This is a genomic window from Thioclava arctica (genome assembly GCF_040892615.1).
GTDB lineage: Bacteria > Pseudomonadota > Alphaproteobacteria > Rhodobacterales > Rhodobacteraceae > Thioclava > Thioclava arctica.
Genome location: NZ_JBFRYC010000010.1, coordinates 85,952 through 109,710, shown reverse-complemented (window position 1 = coordinate 109,710; position 23,759 = coordinate 85,952). Strand labels below are relative to the sequence as shown.

The 23,759-nt window shown below is 61.9% G+C and carries 23 protein-coding genes and 1 tRNA gene; 9 read left to right on the top strand and 15 right to left on the bottom strand.

Features of this window, described 5'->3' with window-relative positions; translation table 11 throughout:
* Positions 1–6 precede the first annotated feature (6 nt).
* Positions 7–378, top strand: a complete 372-nt coding sequence (locus AB4874_RS15225; protein ID WP_368392612.1) for a SpoIIAA family protein — start codon at positions 7–9, stop codon at positions 376–378.
* On the opposite strand, the gene AB4874_RS15220 is transcribed toward AB4874_RS15225, so the two are convergent.
* Positions 375–1,013, bottom strand: coding sequence for a ribonuclease T2 family protein (locus tag AB4874_RS15220; RefSeq protein ID WP_368392611.1), 639 nt, complete (start codon positions 1,011–1,013; stop codon positions 375–377). The two genes, AB4874_RS15225 and AB4874_RS15220, sit on opposite strands and share 4 nt — an antisense overlap.
* A 132-nt stretch (positions 1,014–1,145) precedes the next feature.
* Between AB4874_RS15220 and AB4874_RS15215 the strand changes: the two genes are divergently transcribed.
* Together AB4874_RS15215 and AB4874_RS15210 are read left to right on the top strand one after the other, a co-directional pair.
* Positions 1,146–1,907 carry a DUF1013 domain-containing protein gene (locus AB4874_RS15215; protein WP_295535227.1) on the top strand — a complete coding sequence of 254 codons (762 nt, stop codon included), beginning with the start codon at positions 1,146–1,148 and terminating at the stop codon, positions 1,905–1,907.
* 117 nt (positions 1,908–2,024) lie between these two features.
* On the top strand, positions 2,025–2,777 hold the full coding sequence (locus AB4874_RS15210; RefSeq protein ID WP_368392610.1) for an SDR family NAD(P)-dependent oxidoreductase: 753 nt from the start codon (positions 2,025–2,027) through the stop codon (positions 2,775–2,777).
* A 16-nt stretch (positions 2,778–2,793) separates the two neighbouring features.
* Here the strand turns inward: AB4874_RS15210 and AB4874_RS15205 are convergent, their stop codons facing one another.
* The 3 genes from AB4874_RS15205 to ubiA all read right to left on the bottom strand — a co-directional run bounded on the left by AB4874_RS15205 (position 2,794) and on the right by ubiA (position 6,215).
* Positions 2,794–3,120, bottom strand: coding sequence for a hypothetical protein (locus AB4874_RS15205; protein ID WP_295535233.1), 327 nt, complete (start codon positions 3,118–3,120; stop codon positions 2,794–2,796).
* 12 nt (positions 3,121–3,132) lie between these two features.
* The gene (locus AB4874_RS15200) at positions 3,133–5,169 is read right to left on the bottom strand and encodes an OmpA family protein (protein ID WP_368392609.1); all 2,037 of its coding nucleotides are present in this window, start codon (positions 5,167–5,169) and stop codon (positions 3,133–3,135) included.
* 77 nt (positions 5,170–5,246) lie between these two features.
* Complete coding sequence (ubiA, locus tag AB4874_RS15195) at positions 5,247–6,215, bottom strand: 4-hydroxybenzoate octaprenyltransferase (protein WP_368392608.1); 969 nt, start codon at positions 6,213–6,215, stop codon at positions 5,247–5,249.
* 12 nt (positions 6,216–6,227) lie between these two features.
* Between ubiA and AB4874_RS15190 the strand changes: the two genes are divergently transcribed.
* The 3 genes from AB4874_RS15190 (at position 6,228) to AB4874_RS15180 (ending at position 8,922) form a co-directional block, all read left to right on the top strand.
* Positions 6,228–6,953, top strand: coding sequence for a 16S rRNA (uracil(1498)-N(3))-methyltransferase (locus AB4874_RS15190; RefSeq protein WP_368392607.1), 726 nt, complete (start codon positions 6,228–6,230; stop codon positions 6,951–6,953).
* Entirely contained in the window at positions 6,950–7,483 is a 534-nt protein-coding gene (locus tag AB4874_RS15185) for a hypothetical protein (protein ID WP_368392619.1), read from the top strand. The genes AB4874_RS15190 and AB4874_RS15185 overlap by 4 nt, the downstream gene beginning before the upstream one ends.
* Positions 7,484–7,551: 68 nt before the next feature.
* Positions 7,552–8,922 carry a glutamate--cysteine ligase gene (locus AB4874_RS15180; RefSeq protein ID WP_368392606.1) on the top strand — a complete coding sequence of 457 codons (1,371 nt, stop codon included), beginning with the start codon at positions 7,552–7,554 and terminating at the stop codon, positions 8,920–8,922.
* Positions 8,923–9,064: 142 nt separating this feature from the next.
* Here the strand turns inward: AB4874_RS15180 and yihA are convergent, their stop codons facing one another.
* The 8 genes from yihA to rpmH all read right to left on the bottom strand — a co-directional run bounded on the left by yihA (position 9,065) and on the right by rpmH (position 16,027).
* On the bottom strand, positions 9,065–9,715 hold the full coding sequence (gene yihA / locus AB4874_RS15175; protein ID WP_295535247.1) for a ribosome biogenesis GTP-binding protein YihA/YsxC: 651 nt from the start codon (positions 9,713–9,715) through the stop codon (positions 9,065–9,067).
* Positions 9,715–10,485, bottom strand: coding sequence for an MOSC domain-containing protein (locus tag AB4874_RS15170; RefSeq protein ID WP_368392605.1), 771 nt, complete (start codon positions 10,483–10,485; stop codon positions 9,715–9,717). The genes yihA and AB4874_RS15170 overlap by 1 nt, the downstream gene beginning before the upstream one ends.
* On the bottom strand, positions 10,482–12,326 hold the full coding sequence (yidC, locus tag AB4874_RS15165; RefSeq protein WP_368392604.1) for a membrane protein insertase YidC: 1,845 nt from the start codon (positions 12,324–12,326) through the stop codon (positions 10,482–10,484). Before yidC ends, AB4874_RS15170 begins: the two co-directional genes overlap by 4 nt.
* Before the next feature lie 189 nt (positions 12,327–12,515).
* Entirely contained in the window at positions 12,516–14,084 is a 1,569-nt protein-coding gene (locus tag AB4874_RS15160; protein ID WP_368392603.1) for an EAL domain-containing protein, read from the bottom strand.
* A 74-nt stretch (positions 14,085–14,158) separates the two neighbouring features.
* The gene (gene ttcA, locus AB4874_RS15155; RefSeq protein WP_295535258.1) at positions 14,159–15,040 is read right to left on the bottom strand and encodes a tRNA 2-thiocytidine(32) synthetase TtcA; all 882 of its coding nucleotides are present in this window, start codon (positions 15,038–15,040) and stop codon (positions 14,159–14,161) included.
* A complete protein-coding gene (gene yidD, locus AB4874_RS15150; protein WP_295535261.1) occupies positions 15,033–15,317 on the bottom strand; it encodes a membrane protein insertion efficiency factor YidD in 285 nt (94 codons plus the stop codon). The genes ttcA and yidD overlap by 8 nt, the downstream gene beginning before the upstream one ends.
* Positions 15,314–15,748 carry a ribonuclease P protein component gene (rnpA, locus tag AB4874_RS15145; RefSeq protein ID WP_368392602.1) on the bottom strand — a complete coding sequence of 145 codons (435 nt, stop codon included), beginning with the start codon at positions 15,746–15,748 and terminating at the stop codon, positions 15,314–15,316. The genes yidD and rnpA overlap by 4 nt, the downstream gene beginning before the upstream one ends.
* Before the next feature lie 144 nt (positions 15,749–15,892).
* Positions 15,893–16,027, bottom strand: a complete 135-nt coding sequence (gene rpmH / locus AB4874_RS15140; RefSeq protein ID WP_074854838.1) for a 50S ribosomal protein L34 — start codon at positions 16,025–16,027, stop codon at positions 15,893–15,895.
* Between the two features lie 283 nt (positions 16,028–16,310).
* Here rpmH and AB4874_RS15135 point away from each other — a divergent pair, with 283 nt between their 5' ends.
* Positions 16,311–17,735: a sensor histidine kinase gene (locus AB4874_RS15135; protein WP_295535270.1), complete on the top strand. Its 1,425-nt coding sequence runs from the start codon at positions 16,311–16,313 to the stop codon at positions 17,733–17,735.
* Between the two features lie 97 nt (positions 17,736–17,832).
* A tRNA-Arg gene (locus AB4874_RS15130) sits at positions 17,833–17,909 on the top strand.
* Between the two features lie 62 nt (positions 17,910–17,971).
* Here the strand turns inward: AB4874_RS15130 and AB4874_RS15125 are convergent.
* From AB4874_RS15125 to AB4874_RS15115, 3 genes are read right to left on the bottom strand one after another with little or no spacing between them, the layout of a single operon-like run.
* Positions 17,972–21,289, bottom strand: a complete 3,318-nt coding sequence (locus AB4874_RS15125) for an error-prone DNA polymerase (protein ID WP_368392601.1) — start codon at positions 21,287–21,289, stop codon at positions 17,972–17,974.
* Entirely contained in the window at positions 21,286–22,779 is a 1,494-nt protein-coding gene (locus AB4874_RS15120) for a Y-family DNA polymerase (protein ID WP_368392600.1), read from the bottom strand. The genes AB4874_RS15125 and AB4874_RS15120 overlap by 4 nt, the downstream gene beginning before the upstream one ends.
* On the bottom strand, positions 22,694–23,293 hold the full coding sequence (locus tag AB4874_RS15115; RefSeq protein WP_368392599.1) for an ImuA family protein: 600 nt from the start codon (positions 23,291–23,293) through the stop codon (positions 22,694–22,696). The genes AB4874_RS15120 and AB4874_RS15115 overlap by 86 nt, the downstream gene beginning before the upstream one ends.
* Before the next feature lie 268 nt (positions 23,294–23,561).
* Here AB4874_RS15115 and AB4874_RS15110 point away from each other — a divergent pair, with 268 nt between their 5' ends.
* Positions 23,562–23,714, top strand: coding sequence for a hypothetical protein (locus AB4874_RS15110; RefSeq protein ID WP_295535281.1), 153 nt, complete (start codon positions 23,562–23,564; stop codon positions 23,712–23,714).
* Positions 23,715–23,759: the final 45 nt, after the last annotated feature.

Here is a 23,759-nt window from a genome sequence, read left to right as displayed (position 1 = left end):
TGAATGATGAGCGATGGATTCAAGATTCTCGACGGATTTCCCGACACGGTTCTGGCCGTTGAAGCGGCGGGAAAGGTCGACGCGCAAGCCTATGAAACGGTGCTGATCCCGGCGATCGAAGACAAGCTCTCGGCGCTCGGCAAGATCAAGCTGCTCTATATCATCGGCGAAAGCTTTGAGGGGTTCACGCTGGGCGCGGCTTGGGATGACACCAAAGTCGGGCTGACGCATCTGGGCGATTTTAGCAAGATTGCACTGGTGAGCGATGTCGAATGGATCCGGCTGGGGATGCGGGCTTTTGCCCCGATGATCCCCGGCGAGATACGGTTGTTCTCATTGGCCGAGCGTCAGCAGGCCGAGGATTGGATCTCGGCCTAGCGCACCTTTTCCATCAACGCGCCGCTGAGGCTGCAATCGCGGATTGTGTCTGCGCCACAGCGGCGTGGGCTTAGATCTTTGCGCAGGCAGATGCGGACCTCTTGGATGCGGCCGCGTTTGCAGGTGATCGTGACCTCATCGGCGGACAGATCGGGATTGGATTCCAGAAACGCCTGCTCCACCACCTTGGCGGGCAGTCTCACATCACGGTTCAGATGGGCGAAAACCGGGGGAATCACCACGCTGTCATAGGCTTTGCGCGCGGTTTCGAAATACTGGCTGGCCGACAATCCCGCGCAGCGCCCGTGCTTTTTCCACTGATACCACGCCGTTCCCGGCGCGCCCATGATGTCCTCCATCGCCGCCGTTTGCGCCTTGGACGGGTCGCGCGCCACGGTGTGGCAATAGCTAGGCCAGCCCTGCTCATTTTGTGGCCAAAGCCCATGCAGAACGAACGAGAAATCGTTGCGCGCGTCACATTGCGGCGAGTGGCGCGCGTCCCCCGTGGTGGCGCACCACGTGGGTGACCAGCTGAGCGAGAGCACATAATAGTCGAAATTTCCCGCCTTCTCGCCATCGGCATGGGCGAGCGTTGTGCTCAACATCAGGGTGACAGCTAGAACAAGGGCTTTCATTTTCTCTTTTCTCCGGGCGCGCAAACGACTATATGGGCCTCAATTCCCCTTCCAGAAATGGACCGCGGCAGGGAACGTCCTTCGCCGCAGCCGGTTTCTCGGCCCGGGAGAGATATGTAAAGGATGGCCGCGATGACGAACAAGCCCCTCATGGCAAAGGCCACCGCCGTGTGGCTGGTGGACAATACAACGCTCACCTTCAAACAGGTCGCTGATTTCTGCGGTATGCACGAGCTTGAGGTGCAAGGCATCGCGGATGGCGATGTGGCTGTCGGTGTGAAAGGGCAAGACCCGGTTGGCGCGAACCAGCTTGATCAGGCCGAGATCGACAAGGCCGAGGCGGACCCGCTGTATAAGCTGAAGTTGAAATTCAACGCTGCTGCCGTGGGCGAAGATAAACGTCGTGGCCCGCGCTACACCCCGCTCTCCAAGCGCCAGGATCGCCCGAACGCGATTTTGTGGTTGGTGAAATTCCACCCCGAGCTGGCAGATGCGCAGATTGCGCGTCTCGTGGGTACCACCAAGCCGACGATCCAGACGATCCGCGAGCGCACGCATTGGAATATCCAAAGCATGACGCCGATTGATCCGGTCGCGTTGGGCCTGTGCCGTCAGACCGAATTGGACGGCGAAGTCCAGAAAGCTGCCAAGAAATCCTCGGCCGAAGGCGTGATGAGCGATGACGAGCGGCGCAAACTGGTCTCGACCGAGCAGTCCTTGGGGATGCCCGACGAGCCGCGTTTGCCGACCGCGATTGCGGGGCTGGAAAACTTCACCTCGTCCGATCTTCGCGATGACAGCGAAGATGACAAGAAAGACTTCTCGAACGCAGACAGCTTCTTCAATCTGCCCGAGGATGATGACGAAGATGACGAGGATGACGACAAGAAATAAGTCGTGCCATGTCGTTGACAGGATTGAGGCCGCTCCATCAGGGGCGGCCTTTTACATGCTCTGGACAAGTTTGCCTGCAAGGCGACACTCTGGGGCGAGCCTTTGCAGGAGTGTGCCATGCCCGATTTTGCGATCTATCCAAGCCTGACAGGCAAGCGTGTCTATGTGACGGGGGGCGCGTCAGGGATCGGGGCGCTGATCGTCGAGGCTTTTGCCGCTCAGGGCGCGCAGGTCGGGTTTCTGGATCGCGACCGCGAGGCCAGCGAGGCGCTGTGCGCGCGTCTTGAGGGCGTGTCCCACGTGCTGTGCGATCTGCGAGACATCAACGCGATGCAACTTGCCTTGGCCGAGCTGCGCGCCAAGATTGGCCCGGCCGATGTGCTGGTGAACAATGCCGCGCGCGATGACCGCCATGATTGGCGCAAGATTGATGCCGCCTATTGGGATGAACGCCAGCACACCAATCTGCGTCATATGTTCTTTGCGATTCAATCAGTTGCGCCAGATATGATCGAAACTGGTGGCGGCTCGATCATCAATATGGGCTCAAACAGTTGGTGGGAGGCGGGCAGCGGTTTTCCCGCCTATGCCACGGCCAAGGCCGCCGTGCATGGCTTGACCCGCACGATGGCGCGCGAATTGGGAGGTCATCGCATTCGGGTCAATACAGTGGTGCCCGGCTGGATCATGACCGACCGTCAAAAGACGCTATGGGCAACGCCCGAGGCGCTGGAAAGTCACCGCAACCGGCAATGCTTGCCCGACCTGATCCAGCCCGAATATGTCGCGCGGATGGTGCTGTTTCTGGCGTCTGACGATGCCGCGATGTGCACGGCGAGCAATTATATGGTCGAGGCGGGCTCGATCTGACATCCGCCGCGCGCCCTTAGGCCTGTTGCAGCCGCTCGATATAGGTGCGCAGCTCTTCGGCTTCGTGGCGGGCATCGCGCAGACCGTCCATCGCGGCGCGCAGCTCGGCCTCGGATTGATTGAGCTGGGTGCTGAGTTCGGCCTCACGCTGTTCAAAATAGGCCAGCGTCTGATCGCGGTTTTCCTCGGCTTCATGGAGCGCCTGCGCCATCTGCTCCAGCTCGCCCATATCGGCGCGGCTGACGCGGGTCAGGCGGTGGATCAGCCATGAGGCAAACCAGCCAAGTGCGAAGGCAATAAAGAGGATGATTGCGGTGGCGATGACGAATTCGGTTCTGTTCATATCCCTGTCCTCTTAACCCTTCTTGTCCAAAGCCGCCGGGCGGCTTTTTGGGCGTGGCGTATTGGTGTCCGGCGTTTCGACCGGGACCGGATCGGTGCTGTCCGCAGCAGGCTGCGATGATTGCGCGGCGGGTGCGCCATCATCGCTGGGTGGCGCGCCCACATCATCGGTGATCGCGCCATTCCATTGCGGCTCGGCCGTGTCGCGGCCCTGCGCGCTTGCATCAAGGCCATTGTCCACTGGCGTTTCATCCAGCAGCACAAATTCGATCCGACGGTTCTTTTCGCGCCCGGCTTCGGTATCATTTGGCGCGATCGGCTGGGCCTCGCCATAGCCTTTGGCAACCAGATTGCCGGTCAAAACACCCCGATCAAGCAACCCGTGCAGCACCGCTTGGGCGCGTTCCTGCGAGAGTTGCAGATTCATGTCCGAGCCGCCCTGATTGTCGGTGTAGCCATCCACCTCCATCCGAAATTCGGTGCAGTTTTTCATCGCTTTGGCCAGCGTATCAAGGGATTTTAGGCTATCCGCCGAGACCTGAGCCGAGCCCGGATCAAAATTGATTTTGGCCTTGGCGAGCGAGTCATTCAGACGGCTGACGCATTCTTTGCCATTGGGCAGCGCAAGCGAGGCGTCCAACCGCTTGTCGTATTTTACCTGCAGATCCATCTGCACATCCTCGCCCAGCTGTCCGGTCAGAAGGCGCGCGATTTTGTCAGACGCTTGCGCATCGCCCGTGGTGCCCTTGAGCGCAATCTTCTTGGCCGTCACACTCAGCGTGCCGTCATGCAGCATCGTGAGCGCCTCAAGCCCGGCCAATGTGCGCACCGGCCAGCCAGCGGGCAAAGTCGCATCGACCCGCGTCGCCCCATGGACCTGATCATGTCCGAACTGGGCGCGGGCATAGTTTTCGACCGCCTCACGTTGGCGCGCATCCAAAACGCGGCCCTTCAGGGTTACGCTGCCTTTGCCATCGCGAATCGCCGTGAATTGCGCTTCGTCGGCTTTGGCTTTGGCGCTGGGTTCAAGCGTGGCCTTAAGCGAAAACACCGCCGGCAGGTTTGATTCCAGCTCGCCCACGACATCGTCAAAAGTTTTCTGACTGACCGTGGAACTGGCATCCAGCACGATATCGGCATCCGAGAAGGTGACGGTTCCCGCACCAAGCTCGCCCAGCGATTTGATCGCCATGCTCGCAGCGGTCGCCCATTGGGTAGAGGGTACGCCCATCCCGATGGTGCAACTCAACGTGCCTTTCGCACCCGCCGCGCGCGCCGCTTTCAAAATCTGATCGCGCGCCTTTTCAGTATCCGCCGAGCAGGCATCGAAATGCGGGCCATCCGCGTCAATCAGAAACCGCAGCGTGAACGGGGTGATCACTGGGCGGGGCGCGGAAATGTCGAAACTAAGCTTGAGATCGGCGGGGCGGCGGCGCGCCAACGACGTCTCGACCCGGCCTTTTTCAACCGGGCTGTCGGTGATCGCCTGCACCGAGACCTTGCCCGCCTGCACTGAAACCTTTGAGCGTGGCAGCGTCTCAAGCGTGCTGAGCCCGTATTTCATCGCCATATCCCAACCCGCCGGGACCGCGTAATCCGCCGTTTCCAGCAGGTCGGTGACGGGTTCATCGCCCACCACTTTTTTCAGATCGTCCACGATCGCCTTGCGATCAACAGAGGCTGGCACCAGCCCGATCAGCGAAATCCCGTTTTCATTGCGCAGCATCTGCATCGAGAAGGGCGGCGGGCTGAGCGCCTCGGTATTCTCGACATCGGTGTTGTCCACCACGCGCGAGCTATCGACATATTTATCCGCCAAAGAGACCGCGCGGAACCGCTCGGCCTCGGTGGGGGCGGTGCCGTTGAGGATCACTTGCAATCCATCGGTTTGGACCTGAACCCAGCTGTGATCCTGGGTTTCCATCGCAAGGCGCACCTCGGATTTCGTCCGTTTTTCGATGACGGTGGCAGAACCGCCTGCGATCACCATCGACAAAATCAAGGCGATGACGAAAGCGGCGATGGTCAAGAGCGTGCTGCGCGAGCGCATCTGTCAGGTATCCTCCCCCGGGGACTCGGTCGCACATGCTTTAAGGTGCGCAGGACCGGGGATCAATCATAAGGGCTCTACACGATTGCGCCAATGGCAAGAAACAGCGCGCCCAGCAGCCCGGTATCGCGATTGGAGCGAAACAGATCGAGGCAAATATCTGGATTGTCGATGTCGAGTTTGCGCATCTGCCACAGCATATGCCAGCCCATCGCCCAAGGTGCACACAGCGACAGCGTCAGGCGCAGCGGCGAGGCATCGGGCAACAGCGCCATCAGCACTGCGATGCTCATCATCGCAACCGAGGCGATCAGAAACCCGCCCAGCCATTTCGCGCTGTCATTGCCAAACAGCCGTGCGGTGGATTTCACCCCGATCAGCGCGTCATCCTCTTTGTCCTGATGGGCGTAGATCGTGTCGTAAAACAGCGTCCAGATCAGCCCGGAAAGATACAAGATCACCGGCGGCCAAGACAGCGACCCAGTATGCGCCACCCAAGCCAGCAGCGCGCCCCAGTTGAACGCAATGCCCAAAAACACCTGCGGCCACCACGTAAAGCGTTTGGCAAAGGGATAGATCGCAACCGGCGCAAGCGAGACGATCCCCAGCAGGATCGCCGGGGTGTTGAAGGTCAAAAGGATCGCAAATGAGATCAGCGTCTGAATGATCAGCCAGACCAAGGCCTGCCGGACGCTGACCTGCCCCGAGGGGATTGGGCGCGAGCGGGTGCGCGCGACGCCTGCATCGATTTTGCGGTCGGTGATGTCGTTCCAAGTGCAGCCCGCCCCGCGCATCAAAAACGCCCCCAGCGCACAGCCCAAAGCCAGCCACAGATCGCGCCAGACAAACCCGCCGGTATGGGCTGCGGCCAGCGCGATCCCCCACCAGCAGGGCAGCAATAACAACCACGTCCCGATCGGACGATCTGCGCGGCTGAGGCGCAGGTAGGGGCGCGAGAATGGCGGGGCGATCCTGTCCACCCAATTGCCCCGATAGGCATCGGCAACCGTGCCCGCCACCTCTGGTGTTTCGCTTTTTGTGCTCATAAACTCCGCCTCATGGAACGTGCCAAGATCAGGCTCTGTGTAGAGCACCCGCTAGGCGCGGGGCAAGCCGTGCCGCTTGCCCCCGATCAGGCGCATTACCTGTTTGCGGTGATGCGCCTTGAGGTTGGCGCGCGCGTCGCGCTGTTTAACGGGCGCGATGGCGAATGGACGGCCGAGGTCGCCGAGGCCCATAAAAAGCGCGGTATCCTTGTCTGTGTCGCGCAGGCCGCGCCGCAGCTTGACCCGCCCGATCTGTGGCTGATCTTTGCGCCGATCAAGAAAGAGCGCACCGATTTCATCGTCGAAAAGGCGACCGAACTGGGCTGTTCGCGTATTCTGCCAGTGCAGACCGACTTCACCAATTCCGCGCGCATCCGCCAAGATCGCCTGCAGGCCCATGCCCGTGAGGCCGCCGAGCAATGCCTTGGCACCTTCGTGCCTCCCGTCGCGGATTTGCAGCCGCTCTCCAAGCTGCTGAGCGGCTGGGACTCATCGCGCCGTCTCCTGTGGGCGGATGAGGCGCTGGTGGGGCCGGCGGAAACGCTTGCCAGTTTGCCGCCCGGCCCTTGGGCGATCCTGATCGGGCCAGAGGGCGGGTTTTCCCCGGCTGAACGCGCCAAGCTGGCCGATTTGCCTTTCGTTACCCCGATCAGCCTTGGCCCGCGCATTTTGCGCGCGGATACGGCGGTCTGTGCCGCGATCACCCTTTGGCAAGTGGGGATCGGGGATTGGCGGTGATCCGTCCCGAAGTTGCGAAAGGCGTGCAGCGCTGGCGTGAGGTGATCGCCGCCGTTTGCGTGATTGCCTTTGGCGGCTGGTTGATCTGGCTGGGTGGCTGGTTCTTGATCCCTTTGGGGGCGTTCTTTGGTGCTATCGGGCTGGGCTGGGCTGTGATCGGCTGGCGCCGCCTGCGCTTTGAACGCGCGATCGGCGCGCCGGGGTTGGTCGAGGTCGTCGAAGGGCGCATTTCCTATTTCGCGGCTTCGCGTGCGCGCGCCCTGCCAAGCCCCGACAGTACCACGTTGCACGGGCTGGGCGGAGAGTTAGCGCTGCGCGAACTGGCCGAGATCCGGCTGTTGCAGCTTTCTGGTCGCCATTATTGGCGATTGCGCACGATTGGCGGCGAGGCGGTGCTGATCCCGCTCGACGCGGCGGGGGCGGAGGTGCTTTATGATGCCTTCGCCAGCCTGCCCGGCATTGATATGGGGGCGCTGTCGGCGGCACTTGACCGCCCGTTGGCCGCACAGAGCCTGTGGACTCGGAAATAGGTTTCGCGCTTGACTTGAGGGCTTGCGCGCGCCACCTGTTCCCTCCTGAAATCAAGCGCGAGGCTCCGATGTCCATTCCGCAAGAGGGCGGCGGCCCGATCGAAAGATACGAGCAGTTGGCCGAATATCTGGCCTCTGGCGAAAAGCCGCGCGACGATTGGCGCATCGGCACCGAGCATGAGAAATTTGGCTATTGCGCCAAGAAACAACTGCCTCTGCCCTACGAGGGGCCATGCTCGATTCAAGCGATGCTTGAAGGGTTGCGCGACCGCTTTGGCTGGAAGCCGGTGGAAGAGCAGGGCAAGCTGATCGGGCTGGAACAGAACGGCGCGAATGTCAGCCTTGAACCCGGTGGCCAGTTGGAACTGTCGGGCGCGCCGCTCGAGACAATCCATCAGACCTGCGACGAGGTGAACGTCCATTTGCGCGAAGTGCATGAGGTCGCGGACGCGATTGGCGCGCGGTTTATCGGGCTGGGGGCGGCCCCGATCTGGAGCCAAGATCAGATGCCGATGATGCCCAAAGGGCGCTACCGGCTGATGACGGATTACATGGATGACGTCGGCACGCTGGGCAAGCAGATGATGTATCGCACCTGCACGGTTCAGGTGAATCTCGATTTCTCGTCCGAGGCCGATATGGTGAAGAAGATGCGCGTGGCGCTGGCGTTGCAGCCAGTTGCGACGGCGCTGTTTGCCAACTCGCCCTTCCTGGATGGCAAGCCCAATGGCATGAAATCTTGGCGCAGCCATATCTGGCAGAACCTTGATGATGCGCGCACCGGCATGTTGCCCTTCATGTTCGAACAGGGCGCAGGGTACGACGCCTATGTCGAATATGTCCTCGATGTGCCGATGTATTTCGTCTACCGGAATGGCAAATATATCAACGCTTTGGGACAATCCTTCCGCGATTTCCTGAAGGGCGAATTGCCTGCGCTGCCGGGAGAAAAACCCACGCTCAGCGATTGGGCCGACCACCTGACCACCGTCTTCCCCGAGGCGCGCGCCAAGAAATATATCGAAATGCGCGGCGCCGATGGCGGCCCGTGGCGGCGTCTATGCGCGCTGCCCGCCTTCTGGGTTGGGCTGCTTTACAATCAAAGCGCACTCGATGCAGCTTGGGATTTGGTGAAAGACTGGGATCACGAGACCCGCGAGGGCCTGCGCAAGGTGGCGGCTATCGATGCGCTGCAAGGCGAATTTGGCGGCGTCAAGCTGCACGATCTGGCGCGCGAAACCGTGGCGATTGCAAAATCCGGTCTGGCAGCGCGGGCCTGTCCGGGCGCTGGTGGCATGATTCAAGATGAGACCCATTTCCTCAACGCGCTTGAGGAATCGGTGGAAACCGGTCGCGTGCCAGCCGATGAGCTGTTGGAGAAGTACCACGGCGAATGGAATGGCGATCTTAGCCGGATTTACACTGAATACAGCTACTGAGCGGGGGCAGGGGGCGCTGCCCCCGTCGCTGAATGGCGACAATCAAAGGATAAGAAGGGGGCGCTGCCCCCATCTGCCAAAGCCAAGGCTTTGGCAGACTCCCCCGGGATGTTTTTAGAATTTGGATCCAGAGAGGCGTTGGCTATTCAAGCGCCGCGATGATTGCGCGCAGGGTTTCAATCCCGTCGCCTTTTTCCGATGAGGTCAGCACGATCTCGGGATAGGCGGCGGGATGGCTGGTCAGGGCTTTGCGCACTTGGGCGATTGTTTTCTCACGATCGCTTGCGCCGACCTTGTCGGCCTTGGTCATCACGACCTGAAACGGAACCGCCGCGCGATCGAGCAGGCTTAGGATTTCTTCATCCACGGCTTTGACGCCGTGGCGCGTGTCGATCAGCACAAATGCACGACGCAAAGTGGCGCGCCCCGAAAGGTAACTTTTGAGCAGCGCTTGCCATTTGGCGACCACTGCAACAGGGGCTTGGGCAAAGCCATAGCCGGGCAGGTCGACCAGATAGGGGCCGTCTTGGGTGGTGAAATAGTTGATTTCCTGCGTGCGACCGGGTGTGTTTGACGCGCGTGCAAGGTTCTTGCGGTTGGTCAGCGCGTTAATCAGGCTGGATTTGCCGACGTTCGAACGCCCCGCAAAGCAGACCTCGATCCGATCTGCAGGCGGCAGCCCCGACATCGCGACCACGCCTTTGAGAAACTCGACGGGAAAGGCAAACATCTTGCGCCCCGCCTCCCGGCTGAAGTCGTCAGGCTCTTGCGCCAAGGGGAAGTGCAGTTCCATCAGATCACCTCTACTCGATCGCCCTTGGCAATCGCACCGCCCTCGATCACGGCGCAGAACACGCCCAGATCCGTATGGCCATAATGTTGCGTCAACGCCTGCAGCATGTCGATATCGCGCAGGCCGGTTTCGGGGTTGGCATCGGTGGCGCGACAGCGACCAACGCGTTTTTGAACCTTAAGTAGCGTGTCGCCAATGCGAATCTGACGCCCGATCAGGTCGAATTCCGCGAAAGATGCCCAGCCTTCAATCCAAAGATTCGCGCGAAAACGGGCCCTCGCAAGCGGCTGGCTCAGCTTTGCGCTGAGAGCGTCGAGAGAGGATTGCCCGATCAGTGATAGCAGCGGTGTGTTTTGATCGCTGAGCGGCTGATCGTCGGGAGCGCGCAAAACGGTAGTTGGTTGGGGCGCATCGGCGGGCCAAATCGGGCGGAGCCATTCGAAAAGCTTGGCGTGATCTGCGGCGCGGGTCGGATCGATCTCGACATGCCAAAGATCGGGATGTTGCAGCAAGATGCGCCCATCTTCCAGGGAGCGTGCCGTGACCGCCATCAACGCAGCGCTGGCGCGACCGGTCAGGAAATTCGCCTTTTGGCCCCAGCTTTCCGCGCGACCCTCAGCATCGCCCGACACCTTGGAATGCGTATGCGCGATCGCCCACACCCGGTCCAAAGGCAGAGCGCGCCCCTGCGAGAGGGACGCGCTTGCGATTTCTTCCAGCCCGATTGATTTGATCGGATGGCGATAGATATGGCTGAGATGCCCGGTCATTTTTCCTCGGCCGCGGCCTTCTTGCGTTTGAAGCCCGACTTGATGTTGCCAAACAGATCAGGCCGTTTCCCGTGCATCGACATGATCGTGTACTGCTGCAGGAAGGTGATCGTGTTGTTGGTGATCCAGTAAAGCACGAGCCCGCTGGCAAAGCTGCCCAGCATGAACATGAACACCCAAGGCATCCAGGCAAAGATCATTGCCTGCGTTGCATCGGTGGGGGCGGGGTTCAGCTTTTGTTGGAACCACATCGACACGCCAAGCAGGATCGGCAGGATGCCCAGAGAAATAATGAACAGCGGCGAGCCCGGGTCCGGTGTGTGGATCGGCAACAGGCCAAACAGGTTCAAGATCGAACTGGGATCGGGCGCAGAGAGGTCGTGAATCCAGCCCAGCCACGGCGCGTGATACAATTCGATCGTGACGTAGATCACCTTGTAGAGCGAGAAGAAGATCGGGATCTGGATCAGCAAGGGCAGACAGCCGGCAGCCGGGTTCACCTTGTGCTTCTTATACAGCTCCATCATGCCTTGCTGCATCTTCTGACGGTCGCCCTCGGCTGCTTCTTTCATCTTCTCCATCTCGGGCTGCAGTTCTTTCATGCGCGCCATCGAGATGTAGGATTTGCGTGCCAGCGGGAAGACCAGCAGCTTGATGATGAAGGTCAGTGCGATGATCGCCCAGCCCATATTGCCGATTGCCCCATGCAGGAAGTGCAGCAGGCGGAACATCGGCTTGGTCAGGAAGTAGAACCAGCCCCAGTCAATCGAATCGACAAAGTTCTGGATCGGCACGTTGTCTTGGTAATCGCGCAGTGTCTCCCATTCCTTTGCACCCGCAAACAGATGGGTCTGCGCATCGCCGGTCGCGCCGGGCGCAACTTCGATCACGGGCAGGCGGGTCTCGGTCTGATAGATGTCGGATTTTTCGCCGGAATATTTCACCACAGAGGTGAAGGGCCCTGAAATCGGCGCCAAAACGGTCTGCCAATACTTGTCGGTGAACCCGGTCCACCCCGTCGTTTGGGCCTGCAGAACCTCGGCTTGGCCTTCGGCGCCGCTTTGGTCGAGCTTGGTGATATTCTTGTATTTAATCTCTTCGAGCTTGCCATCGGTCATCCGCACGGCGCCCTCATGGAGGACGTAAACGCGGCGCTCTTCGGGAATGCCGTGGCGCGCGATGATGCCGTAGGGGGCCAGTTTCACCAGCGCGCTTGTGGCGTTTTGAACCGATTGGGTGATGGTGAAGAGATATCTGTCATCAACCGAAATCTTGCGTTGGAAGGTCAGGCCGTTGCCGTTGTTCCATTGCAGCGTGATCGGGGTGGAGGGGGTCAACTCACCGGTGCCAACCTGGCTCCAGATGGTGTTGGGGCCGGGCACCTGATCGGCGGGCAAGCCGCCTGCGGGCATCCAGCCATAGACGACATAATAGGGCTTGGTCGCATCTGTGCCATCGCCGCCCACCGGGGATAGCAGCCGGACATCGGGCGAATCCTTGGCCAGTGTTTCTTTGTATTTCTTGAGCGACAGGTTGTCCAAGCGCCCACCTAGCAACGAGATCGAGCCAACCACTTCGGGCGTTTCGATCTTGATGCGCGGTGTGTCTTTCACGGCGGCCTGCGTCGCTTTGGACATCATGTCCGCGTCGACCGTCTGACTGTCGAGCGCCGAGGGCGTGGGTTTAACGTCGGGCGCCGCAGGAGAGGCGACCTGATCAGAGACATTCTCGCCCTGAGGGGGAACGGCCGATTGCTCGGGGGGGAAAAAGAAAGTCCAGACCGCGATCACAAGCGCCGAAAGCACCAACGTGAGAAGAAGGTTCTTATTCTGATTGTCCATGTAGACGGAATCCACCAACCTGCCCAAAGATTGGGGAGGTTCAACAGAAGGGGCAGGCAAAGGTCAAGCCATTTCCCGGTCAATTCTTGAAACGAGGCGCGTTTCACGGGAATGACTGGGTATTTTGCGCAAAGAAATCTGGCCGGGCCACCAAAGTGACACGGCCGATCCGCCAATTTGCGTTTTCGCCTATGTGCCCCGGTGCTTGTCGATCCGAGGCGCCGCTGCGCGTTTTGCGCGGTGTCGACGCACCCATTCGCCCAATTCGTCAAGCGGCATGGGGGGCGCGATTGCGTTGCCCTGAACGATGGCGCAACCCAGTTGCCCCAACATCGCGTGCTCGCCGATGGAGGTGGCACCGTCTGCCAGCGTCTCAAGCCCGAGCCCTTCACACAGCGAAATCATCGCGGCAACGACGCGCTGTTGTTCGGGGTCTTGGTCGATTTTGGTCACGAAGGATCGGTGGATTCGCATCCGATGCGTCGCCGTGCGCTTGATCGTTGTGACCGAGACCGGACCGTTGCCAAAGCCCGCCAGTTCGATGCGGCACCCGAGCTTGGCGATCTGGGACATATTATGGGCGACGATCTCTTGGTTGAGCTGTTCTGTCTCCTCCTGGCAAAGCGTCAGGCAGATCCGTTCAGGGGCGACCTCGAAGCGATCAAACTCCCATTTCATGCGCTCCAGCAATTTCGGATTGCGCAGCATCTCCCCGGAAATCGGCAACGACAATGTGCCATAATCCGCACCGCGCGTGTCAAAGTCGCGCAAGGCACCAAAGGCTTGATACAACATGATCTCTGCAAAGCGGCGCTGAAGTCCTGCCGCTTCGATTGCGGCCTGGATGTCTTTTTCGCCAAGGATGCCACGTTTGCGATGAAGCCAGCGCGGGACCACCTGAAGGCCAACGACATCGCCCGTGTCGGTGGAGATTTGCGGTTGGTAAAAGGGCCGAATCTGCCCGGATTCCAACGCCTCTGCGGCGTCGTTGCTAAGCGTCGAGCGCGACTGAGCCGATTTTTCCACCTCGCGAGAGTAGCCCCGGATGGCACTTGGGCCATGACGCGCCGCTTCGTCTGCGGCAATTTCGGCGGCAGACAAAAGCGACTCTCCGGTGGCTGCGGGTGCCCGCCCCATCAGACAAAAGCCGATATGGCAAGTTGCATGGATCGCGCGCGCGCCGACGGATACCGGCGTCTCGACAGCGGATTGCAGCCGTGCCGATAGCTGGATGAGGCTTTCAAGATCGGGGCGCGGCGTGGGGCGCAGCATGATCGCAAAGCGCGTGCCATTCACCTGCGCCAGCGTGTCAACCTCGCGCAGCGCACCTGAAATGCGTTCCGAGATGCGGCGCATGAATTCACCGAGTTCCTCACGGTGCATTTGACGCACCAGCATATTCGGCTCGTCAAAGCCCAACACGATACAGGCCGTTCCGCGCGCAGCGGCCTGCGCCTCGACGATGAAATCAGACATGATCGCCACAGCTTCATCGCGCAGCGGCAGTCCGGTTGCGCCATCGCGCGGCAGATCGCTGTCGTCGGTCGGGATCGGCAAGGGGCGGGTCATCCACCCCACAAGCAGCGCCGTCATCCCCAATAAAAACATTCCCTCAAGGCCAAACCACAGCCCGGCCAGTGCGACGGCGGGCAGAAAGACCACCATGTCGCGGCGCAAAAGGATCGGGCCTGCCTTACGCTTGTTGCGGGTGCGCAGCTGCGACAGTCGCGCCAACCCGGTTCCCCCATTCATCGCCATTCTACCACCTCGCCAATCCCACTGCCCTTCAGGTCATTCGCAGGTCAGGCTAAGATGAATTGGTCAGCGAGCGGTTAATTGGTGGGGCCCAAATCGGGAAGATTTTGGCTAAAATCCGTCTCATCACCGGATTTCAGTTCCAGCCCGGCAAAATCGAAAATGCCGGGATCGCACAGATGCGAGGGGCGCGCATTCATCAGCGCGCGAAACATCACCTGACGACGACCGGGGGCGTTTTTCTCCCATCCATCTAGGATTTGTTTGACCTGTTGGCGCTGTAGCCCGTCCTGCGAGCCACACAGATCACAGGGGATGATCGGGTAGTTCATCGCGCGGGAAAATTTCTCGCAATCGGCCTCTGCCACGAAAGACAGTGGGCGATAGAGGAACAGATCGCCCTCTTCATTGACCAGTTTCGGCGGCATCGTTGCCAGCCGCCCGCCATGAAACAGGTTCATCATGAAGGTTTCGAGAATGTCGTCGCGGTGATGGCCCAGCACCACGGCCGAACAGCCCTCTTCGCGTGCGATCCGATATAGATTGCCACGCCGCAGACGCGAGCATAGCGCGCAATAGGTGCGCCCGGCGGGCACTTTGTCCATCACGATGGAATAGGTGTCTTGATACTCGATGCGATGGGGCACGCCCATCTTTTCCAGAAATTCCGGCAGGACGGTGGCGGGAAAGCCGGGCTGCCCCTGATCGAGATTGCAGGCCAGCAATTCGACTGGCAGCAAGCCGCGCCATTTCAGCTCGTGCAGCACCGCCAGCAGCGTGTAGCTATCCTTGCCGCCCGACAGGCAGACCAGCCATTTCGCGCCGCGCTCGATCATGCCGTATTTTTCAATCGCGTCGCGGGTTTCGCGCACGATGCGCTTGCGCAGCTTCTTGAACTCGGTGCTCGAGGGGGCACCGGCAAACAGCGGGTGGATCGGGCTATCTTCGTCGTCAAGCATCGGGATCGTCCTTGCTGGGATGGGCGCAGCGGTGATGGGCGTCAAATTCGGGATCGGCGCCGGGCACCGGATCATAGCCATGCCCGCCCCATGGATGGCAACTCAGAATGCGCTTGGCCCCGAGATAGCCCCCCTTGAGTGCGCCGTGGCGCTGCAGCGCCTCCAGCGTATAGACCGAGCAGGTGGGCTGATAGCGGCAGCCATGCCCGATCCAGGGGCTCAGCAGCAGGCGATAGGCGCGCACCGGCAGCGCAAAGAGATGGGCGAGCGGGCTCATGCCTTGGCCTTGGGCTTTTTACCCTTGGAGCGGGGGCGATAGGGCAGGATGGGCAGATCGTGAATCACCGCCAGCGCCGCCTCAAGATCGGCGCGCAGATCGGCGAAATCCCGGTTGGCCGTGACTTCGGGGCGGCCGACAAGCACATAGTCCCAGCCCGGACGGCCTGCAGCGGGCACAACGGCCCGCGCGATGTCGCGCAAGCGACGTTTGGCGCGATTGCGCGCAACCGCATTGCCAAGCTTCTTCGAGCAGGTAAACCCGACCCGGATCAGATCGACGGGGGCGGGATCAGCATCGCCGCGCGCGCGCGCCTGTAGCAGAAATCCCGGCATGCTTTTGCGTTGCGCACTGGCGGCGCGCAGGTAATCCGGGCGCTGGCGCAGGGTCGCTACGGGGCGGGCAGGGTCATCTGATCGGATCGCGGCCATGGGCGGGGCCCTCAGGTACAAGACAGGAAACGTCATGCACCAGACAAACGCAAACCGCCGGTGTGCAACCCATGAGCCAACCCATCGGGTCGGTCAGGGGTGCCTCCGGCGGCGTCATCAAGCCAGATGCAGAGTGTCGAGGCCTTAAGCCGAGAGACTCTTGCGGCCCTTAGCGCGACGGGCGTTGAGAACTTTGCGGCCGGCCTTGGTCGCCATACGGGAACGGAACCCGTGACGGCGGGCGCGAACGAGGTTCGACGGCTGGAACGTGCGTTTCATCCTGGTCACTCCGGTTGCGGCCTCTGAACATCGAGATTCGAAGCCTGCTTTCATTCGAAGCCCGGTCTCTAGCGACCCGATCCCACCAAGTCAATTCGGATGAGACCAATTTTTTGCCTTTTTCCGCGCTCTGGTAAGAAACGTGACCGATCACAGGGTTTTGCCTTTTGCGCGCCCCGTCTATCTTTAGGGGAAATCGCTTGTGGTTGCACCGTAGGTTGGGGCAGGCGTAAAGAAGTAGCAGTAGGCAGTCCGGCGACGGGCTGTGGCAAATGATAGGCGGATGGCAGTGAACACTCTTTCGGGGCGGTTTCTGATCCTGACGACGGTTTTCGTCGTGCTGGCCGAAGCGCTCATCCTGCTGCCCGGCCTTGCCAACTTTCGCGAGGATTATCTGCTCACACGATTAGAGCGCGCGCAGATCGCTTCGCTTGCCCTGCTGACGACCGATACCACCATCAATCCCGATCTGGAAAAAGAGCTGCTGTCGAATGCCGGGGTGTTCAACGTGGTGCTGCGGCGCAATGCAGTGCGTCAATTGGTGCTGTCCTCGCCGATTCCCTCGCCAGTGACCGAAACCTACGACCTGCGTGATTCGACGGAATGGACGCGGATTCGCGATGCGGTTCACTCGCTGTTTGATTTCGACAATAAGGTGGTCCGGGTTCTGGGTGAGCCGGTGCAGCAGGGCGGTATCGTGATCGAGGTGACGCTGGCCACCGAACCGATGCGCATCGCGATGGTCGAATACGGGCTGCGTCTGTTGTCGATCTCGGCGGTGTTTTCGGTGATTACGGCAGTGTTGCTGTTCTTCTTGGTGCGCCGGTTGATGGTGGTGCCGATCAAGCGATTGGTGGCGCATATGGCGTCTTACGCTGAGGCTCCCGAAGATGCGCGGCGCATCATCTCGCCCGAGGCGAGTGTCGAAGAACTGCGCGTCGCCGAAGAGGCTTTGGCCTCGATGCAAAAACAGCTCACCGCATCGTTGCGCCAGAAAGAACGTCTTGCTCAACTGGGTCAGGCGGTGGCCAAGATCAGCCACGATCTGCGCAATATCCTGACCACGGCGCAGCTGTTTGCCGATCGCATGGAAAGCTCGGATGATCCCGGCGTGAAACGCGCCGCGCCCAAGTTGACCGGCTCGATCGAGCGCGCGATCAACCTGTGCGAGACGACCTTGGCCTTTGGTAAGGCCGAAGAGCCGCCACCCTCGTTGTCGCGCTTCATGCTGGCGGAATTGGCCCATGAGGTGCTTGAGAACGAGGACCATCCAAGCGAGGCAACGGTCGTTGAATTTCTCATGGATGTGCCGCCCAATCTGGTGATTCGGGCGGATCGCGAGCAGCTTTATCGTGTGCTCAACAATCTGGTGCGCAACGCGCGTCAGGCCATCGAGGCGACCAACACGCCCGGCACGATCGAGATTGGCGCAGGCGAAAACGCCGATGGCTGGTGGATTCGCGTGCAAGATAGCGGCCCCGGCCTGCCCGAGCGCGCGCGCGAGCATCTGTTCCAGCCGTTCACCGGGGGCGCGCGGCGCGGGGGCAGCGGGTTGGGTCTGGCGATCGCGGCCGAGCTGATCCGTGGGCATGGCGGGCGCCTTGATCTGGTGCGCACCGATGAAACCGGGACCGAGTTTCGGCTGTTTCTGCCCTCAAGCGAGGGGCTCAACTGCGCCACCGACAAACGCGCGGGTGCCGAGGCGTGAGCTTATAAGGGGCAAAGCGGCTTTCTCGGAGAAATTCAGAATTCGGGCGCGTTTTGTCCTTGCAATGGTCTGCCGCGGGGGCTAAATCGCCCCCCACGGACCCGTAGCTCAGCTGGATAGAGCACTTGACTACGAATCAAGGGGTCGGGCGTTCGAATCGCTCCGGGTCCACCACTTTCCCTTGAAATGACTGAATGTTTTGGCGTCATCGCGATTTTGCGAGGCCCTTGGCCTTCTCAATGAAAATCGCGGCTGGGGAACAGCTTTTTGGCTTGTTCGCGGGGATGGCGCGCGCTGACTTGCGGGCGCGCTGCGCGCGGGGCGTCATCGGCTTGGGGCTGGGTGATACCAATCGCGTCGTCCATCGGATGACCCAGATCGGCAAGGCGATGCGAGAGGTCCTCGATCTGCTCGGCGATCAGATGGGTGACGATGCCCTCGCGTTGCAAGGTGCCGCGCACCCGCACCAACCGCCCGCCCATCACGGCACGGCGAAACCGATCATAGATCTTGGGCCAGACCACAACATTGCAGACGCCGGTTTCATCCTCCAGCGTCAGGAACACCACGCCCGAGGCGGTGCCCGGACGTTGTCGGGTGATCACCAGCCCGCACACGCTCAGACGCCTGAGCGCAACCTTTGGCAATTGATCATTCGGAGTCAGCCCGGCGATGGCAGGGCGCAGCAGTTCCATCGGATGGGCGCGCAGGCTTAAACGCATCGCGATGTAATCCTCGACCACCTCTTCGCCCAGATTCATCGCGGGCAGATTGACCTGCGGCTCGTGCAGCCCCTCGCCATCCAGCGGATCGGCAAATAGCGGCAAGGGGGCGGGGGCCCGAATCGCGCGCACGGCCCAAAGCGCATCACGCCGCGTCAGTCCCATGCCCGAGAACGCATCGGCCTCGGCCAGCCGTTCCAGCGTTGCCGGCATCAGCCCCGCGCGCAGCCACAGGCTTTCGATATCGGGATAGCCATTGCCACGCGCGGCCATGATCCACTCGGCATCCTGTGCGCGCAGCCCCTTGATCTGGCGAAACCCCAGCCGCAGCGCCAGCGTGCCATCCGCGCGCCGCTCTAGCTGGTTGTCCCAAGCGCTGTGATTGACGCAGATCGGGCGCACCTCATGCCCGTGATCGCGCAGATCGCGCACGATCTGAGCGGGAGCGTAAAACCCCATCGGCTGGGAGTTCAGCAGCGCACAGGCAAACACCGCCGGGTGATGGCATTTCAGCCACGAGGACACATAGGTCAGCATCGCAAAGGCCGCCGCGTGGCTTTCGGGAAAGCCGTAATCGGCAAAGCCCTCGATCTGCGAGAAACATTGCTCGGCGATCTCGGCGCGATAGCCATTGGCGAGCATGCCGTTGACGAAGCGTTCCCGATGCGCGCCGATCGTGCCCATCCGGCGAAACGAGGCCAGCGAGCGGCGCAGGTGGTCGGCCTCTTCGGCGCTATAGCCCGCGCCGACCACCGCGATCTGCATGGCCTGCTCCTGAAACAGCGGCACGCCCAGCGTCTTGCGCGTCACCGCCTCTAGGGCGGGGCCGAAAGGTTCGGGCATCTCGCGCCCCTGACGGCGCCGGATATAGGGCTGCACCATGCCGCCCTGAATGGGGCCGGGGCGCACGATGGCGACCTCAATTACCAGATCATAAAAGGTGCGCGGGCGCATTCGGGGCAAGAAGTTCATCTGCGCCCGGCTTTCGACCTGAAACACCCCCACCGCATCGGCCACGCACAGCATGTCATAGGTCGCCGCGTCTTCCTGTGGGACGCTGGCAAGGCTGTGATGGATGTTTTCATGCTGGGCCAGAAGCGCAAAGGATTTGCGGATACAGCTCAGCATTCCAAGGCTGAGAATGTCGATCTTGAGGATGCCGAGCGCATCGATATCGTCCTTGTCCCATTCGATCAGCGTGCGATCCTCCATCGCGGCATTCTCGATTGGGCAGAGGTCATCCAGCCGCCCGCGGGTGATGATAAAGCCGCCGACATGCTGGCTGAGATGGCGAGGAAAGCCGATGATCTCGCCAATCAGCGCGATGGTCTGGGCCAGCCGCCGGTCGCTTGGATCAAGGCCCAACTCGCGAATGCGGGCGGGGTCTGCGCCGCCATTGGACTGGCCCCAGATCTGCCCGGATAGACTGGCGGTCACGTCCTGGCTTAGGCCCATCACGCGGCCCACCTCGCGGATCGCGGCGCGGGTGCGAAAATGAATGACCGTGGCACACAGCCCCGCGCGCTCGCGGCCATAGGTCGCATAAATCCACTGGATGATCTCTTCGCGCCGTTCATGTTCGAAATCGACGTCAATATCGGGCGGTTCGCCGCGATGGCGCGAGATGAAGCGTTCGAACACCATGGCGATCTGATCGGGGGCAACATCGGTGATGCCCAGCGCCCAGCAGATGATTGAGTTGGCCGCCGAGCCGCGCCCCTGACACAAGATGCCACGCGTGCGGGCCTCTTGAACGATGTCATGCACGGTCAGGAAATAGGCCGCATAGCCAAGCTCACCCACAAGGCGCAGCTCCTTTTGCGCCAAGGCGTGGTAATGGGCGGGGATCGCATCGGGGCAGCGCCGCTCCAGCCCCTGCGCGGTCAGCCGTTCCAGCCGCGCTTGCGGGGGTTCGCCATTGGCGATCTCATCGGGATATTCATAGCTGAGCTCGGACAGATCAAAGCTGCAGCGCGCCGCGATCTCCAGCGTGCGGCGCAGGGCGGCGGGATGGTGGCGATACAGCCGCGCCATATCGGGTGCCCCCTTGAGGCGGCGCTCGCCATTGGCCAGCGCGCGGGTGCCGATCTGGTCGATGGTGATGCGCTCGCGGATGCAGGTCAGCACATCGGCCAATTGGCGGCGCGCCGCGCGATGCATCAACACATCCCCCAACGCCACCATTGGCGCAGAGGTGCGCAGCGCAAGATGGGCGCAGGCGTTCAGATGCGCCTGATCCGAGCCGTCATAGCGCGGCGCGGCCCCCAGAAAGACCTGCCCCGGATAGCGGCGTTGCAACTGCTGGATCGGGGTGGCGGCTTGGGCCAGATCGGGGGGCGGCAGGGCGATCAGGATCATGCCCGCACAGCCCTCGCGCAGATCGCCCAGATCCAGCAGGCAGTCGCCTTTTTCCGCGCGCCGCTTGCCCAGCGTCAGCAGGCGCGAGAGCCGCTCATAGGCGGCACGATCCGTGGGCAAGGCAACCCATTGCACGGGGCTATCGCGCAGCACCAGCCGCGCCCCCACGATCAGCCGGGGCAGTTTCGGCCCGTCGCACAGGACCGGGCGCGCCAGATCCTGCGGCTGACCGGTTTCCTGACGCGAACAGGGGTCGATCTGATGGCTCGAGCGGATGCGAAGGGTTTCGGCCGCCTCGGCCTTCAGCGTCTTGAGCGCGCTATAGGCCCGCACCACCCCGGCCAGCGAATTGCGGTCGGTGATGGCGATCGCCTCCAGCCCCAGTTCGGCGGCGCGCAGCACCAGTTCCTCGGGATGTGAGGCCCCGGTAAGGAAGGTGAAATTCGAGGTCACGCATAGCTCGGCATAGCTCATGCGAATTCCCCCTGCACGAACCAGCCGGGCGTTTGTGGGGTGTAAAACATCCACAGGCGGCGACCCTCGCGGGTTTCGACATGCCAGTAATCGCGCACCCCCGAGCGCCAGCTATCATCTTCGAGCCACCATTCCGGTGCGATTCGTTCCGGCCCCGTGCTGCGCGCCAGCGTGAAGCTCATGCGCCGCCAGCGAAACCGCGTAGCCGGGCGCGGGGTGGTGCCCGCAATCGGCTCGGGGGGGAACAGGCGCAGCGGGCGTGGGCGGGGCGCGTGCCAGCAAGATTCGGGCCAGCCGGGTTTGGGCTGGCTATAGGCGGCGGGCGCAATCAGAAAGCTGCGCTCGGGGATGTGGCTGTCGGCGGGCAGAAAGCGCTGGATATTCTCCAGCCCGATACGGGTGCCGATGCGCGTGATCAGATCGTTCAGCCGATCCGGGGTGGGCTGCGTTTTCGGGCCGATCTGCTGGGCGGGCAGGGGTTCGACCACGCTGGCCTCAAGGCGCATCTGGTCGATACCAAAGCCCGCATCGACCGTGCTGATCCCGCGCTCGAACAGCGCCAGAATGCGGGCAGGGTCGCGCATGGCGCTGGCCAGCCGCAGCTCGACCTGCTGGCTGGCGCGATCCACGCGCTGTAAGGTCAGGCACAATACCCGCGCGCCCGCCTCATCGGCCTTGAGCGTGTCACAGAGCCGCTTTAGCAGCCGCCCCGTGCCCGCCATCACATCCGCGCTCAACCCGATCGGCTCGGGCAGCGTCAGGCGGGTGGCGTAATGGGGCGGCTCGCGCTCGGGGGTGATTGCCTCGGGGGTGCGCCCCAGCGCCTGATCGAGACGCAGCATCAGTTCGGGGCCGAAGCGGCGCGCCAGCGGGCCGCGCGGGCTTTGCGCCAGATCGCCAATCGTGCGCAGGCCCAGCCGTTGCAGCCCGGTCGCCTGCGCGCCCTCCAGCCGCAGCGCCGCGACCGGCAGCGATTGCAACGCGCACAGCCCCTGTCCGGGGGGCGCGATTCCCTCGTGGTAATGCGCCAGCGCCCAAGCCGCGCCGCGCGTATCGCCCAACCCCAGACGCAGGCTCAGCCCGGCGCGCGCCGCCTGTGCACGCATATCGCCCAGCAGCGCCGCCTCTCCGCCCCACAGATGGGACGCGCCGGTGATATCGAGCACCAGCCCATCCGCCCCCTCAAGCCCGACCCACGGACAATAGCGCGTCGCCCAGCGGCGCAGCGCGGCCAGAAAACGCGCATCCTGATCGGGCCGTGCGGGCGCACTCAGCAGATCGGGGCAAAACGCATGCGCATCGGCAAAGCTCATGGCGCGGTGCAGCCCCTGCGCCTCGGCCTGCGCGTTGAGGCAATAAAGACGCTGGGTGTTCTGCTCGGTGATGGTCAGGGCAAAGGGCGCGTCAACCGGGCGCGTGCGAAGAACCCGGTCGCTCGCCAACCGGGGAAACCACATCGAGACGATGCGCCGTGTGATCCCATCGAACATCCCAAACCCCAAGAGTTCCTGATTTGTTCTTTATAATTTCCCACCGCATCAGAGTCGAGTCTTCGCCCCGCGGCGGTGGGTGGGACTCATGGATCGGGGTGGCGTTCCAGCGGGTCTCGGCGGCGTTGGAGCCCATGCCCTCGGGGATCAGGCACAACCCGGTCGCAGCGCCCGCCTTGGCCGCCAGTTGCAACCGCCGCCCTTCGCGCAGATTGAGCGGGCGGGTGAGTTCAAGCACAACCAAAGACACAGCGCCGTCCTTTAGCGCGGTCTCTGCTACCGCCAAACTGTCTGTCTGTTCTTTGGTCTGCGCGATCAACAGATGGCTGGGATCAAAGAAGGCCGACAGGCCGGTGGGGTTCAACCGCTCAGACAGCCATGTTTCGCGAATCCACAGTACATCGGTTTGAACGCGCGCGCAGACCACCGCCGCAAAGCCAAACGCACCCGCCCCGCAGACCTCGTGGACGCGGGCGGGGCGTAGGGGGAAAACGGTGTTGAGCGGCGTGAACATTGCAAGAACTTACACCGGGCGCGGGGAAAGATAAATTGTGTCTGGCGACGAATCACGGCGATTGGCGCGCCCTGCCGCGTTTCGCGCGTTGGCAGTGTGCGCCCAAGCGGCCCGCCAGCCGCCATTGTCGCACTATCGCAGATCGGCACACAAACGCCGCGTGAATGCCACGATGGTTGCGTGCCCGTGCCACCCATTTGCCGCATTTCGCGCCGAAAACAGGATCAGACCAGAGCAAAAATCAGACCCAGACCGAGAGGAGCCACAGATGGCCCGCACCTTAGCTTCGATTTTCACGCTGTTTCGCGCCCGCCCCGACACCATCCTCGAGGCCCGTTTCGATGCGCTGCGCGCGATGCCCGAACTGCGCCGCAATCGTCGGCTTGCCTCGCCTTTCGACGTCATGCCGCGCACGATCTAAGCGCCCCTCCAAGCCGATACGAAAAACGCCCGGTCGCGATGCCGG

Coding starts and splice junctions, on each gene's coding strand:
- AB4874_RS15225 (WP_368392612.1), top strand. CDS start 7: ATGAGCGATGGATTCAAGATTCTCGACGGATTTCCCGACACGGTTCTG.
- AB4874_RS15220 (WP_368392611.1), bottom strand. CDS start 1,013: ATGAAAGCCCTTGTTCTAGCTGTCACCCTGATGTTGAGCACAACGCTC.
- AB4874_RS15215 (WP_295535227.1), top strand. CDS start 1,146: ATGACGAACAAGCCCCTCATGGCAAAGGCCACCGCCGTGTGGCTGGTG.
- AB4874_RS15210 (WP_368392610.1), top strand. CDS start 2,025: ATGCCCGATTTTGCGATCTATCCAAGCCTGACAGGCAAGCGTGTCTAT.
- AB4874_RS15205 (WP_295535233.1), bottom strand. CDS start 3,120: ATGAACAGAACCGAATTCGTCATCGCCACCGCAATCATCCTCTTTATT.
- AB4874_RS15200 (WP_368392609.1), bottom strand. CDS start 5,169: ATGCGCTCGCGCAGCACGCTCTTGACCATCGCCGCTTTCGTCATCGCC.
- ubiA (WP_368392608.1), bottom strand. CDS start 6,215: ATGAGCACAAAAAGCGAAACACCAGAGGTGGCGGGCACGGTTGCCGAT.
- AB4874_RS15190 (WP_368392607.1), top strand. CDS start 6,228: ATGGAACGTGCCAAGATCAGGCTCTGTGTAGAGCACCCGCTAGGCGCG.
- AB4874_RS15180 (WP_368392606.1), top strand. CDS start 7,552: ATGTCCATTCCGCAAGAGGGCGGCGGCCCGATCGAAAGATACGAGCAG.
- yihA (WP_295535247.1), bottom strand. CDS start 9,715: ATGGAACTGCACTTCCCCTTGGCGCAAGAGCCTGACGACTTCAGCCGG.
- AB4874_RS15170 (WP_368392605.1), bottom strand. CDS start 10,485: ATGACCGGGCATCTCAGCCATATCTATCGCCATCCGATCAAATCAATC.
- yidC (WP_368392604.1), bottom strand. CDS start 12,326: ATGGACAATCAGAATAAGAACCTTCTTCTCACGTTGGTGCTTTCGGCG.
- AB4874_RS15160 (WP_368392603.1), bottom strand. CDS start 14,084: ATGGCGATGAATGGGGGAACCGGGTTGGCGCGACTGTCGCAGCTGCGC.
- ttcA (WP_295535258.1), bottom strand. CDS start 15,040: ATGCTTGACGACGAAGATAGCCCGATCCACCCGCTGTTTGCCGGTGCC.
- yidD (WP_295535261.1), bottom strand. CDS start 15,317: ATGAGCCCGCTCGCCCATCTCTTTGCGCTGCCGGTGCGCGCCTATCGC.
- rnpA (WP_368392602.1), bottom strand. CDS start 15,748: ATGGCCGCGATCCGATCAGATGACCCTGCCCGCCCCGTAGCGACCCTG.
- rpmH (WP_074854838.1), bottom strand. CDS start 16,027: ATGAAACGCACGTTCCAGCCGTCGAACCTCGTTCGCGCCCGCCGTCAC.
- AB4874_RS15135 (WP_295535270.1), top strand. CDS start 16,311: ATGGCAGTGAACACTCTTTCGGGGCGGTTTCTGATCCTGACGACGGTT.
- AB4874_RS15125 (WP_368392601.1), bottom strand. CDS start 21,289: ATGAGCTATGCCGAGCTATGCGTGACCTCGAATTTCACCTTCCTTACC.
- AB4874_RS15120 (WP_368392600.1), bottom strand. CDS start 22,779: ATGTTCGATGGGATCACACGGCGCATCGTCTCGATGTGGTTTCCCCGG.
- AB4874_RS15115 (WP_368392599.1), bottom strand. CDS start 23,293: ATGTTCACGCCGCTCAACACCGTTTTCCCCCTACGCCCCGCCCGCGTC.
- AB4874_RS15110 (WP_295535281.1), top strand. CDS start 23,562: ATGGCCCGCACCTTAGCTTCGATTTTCACGCTGTTTCGCGCCCGCCCC.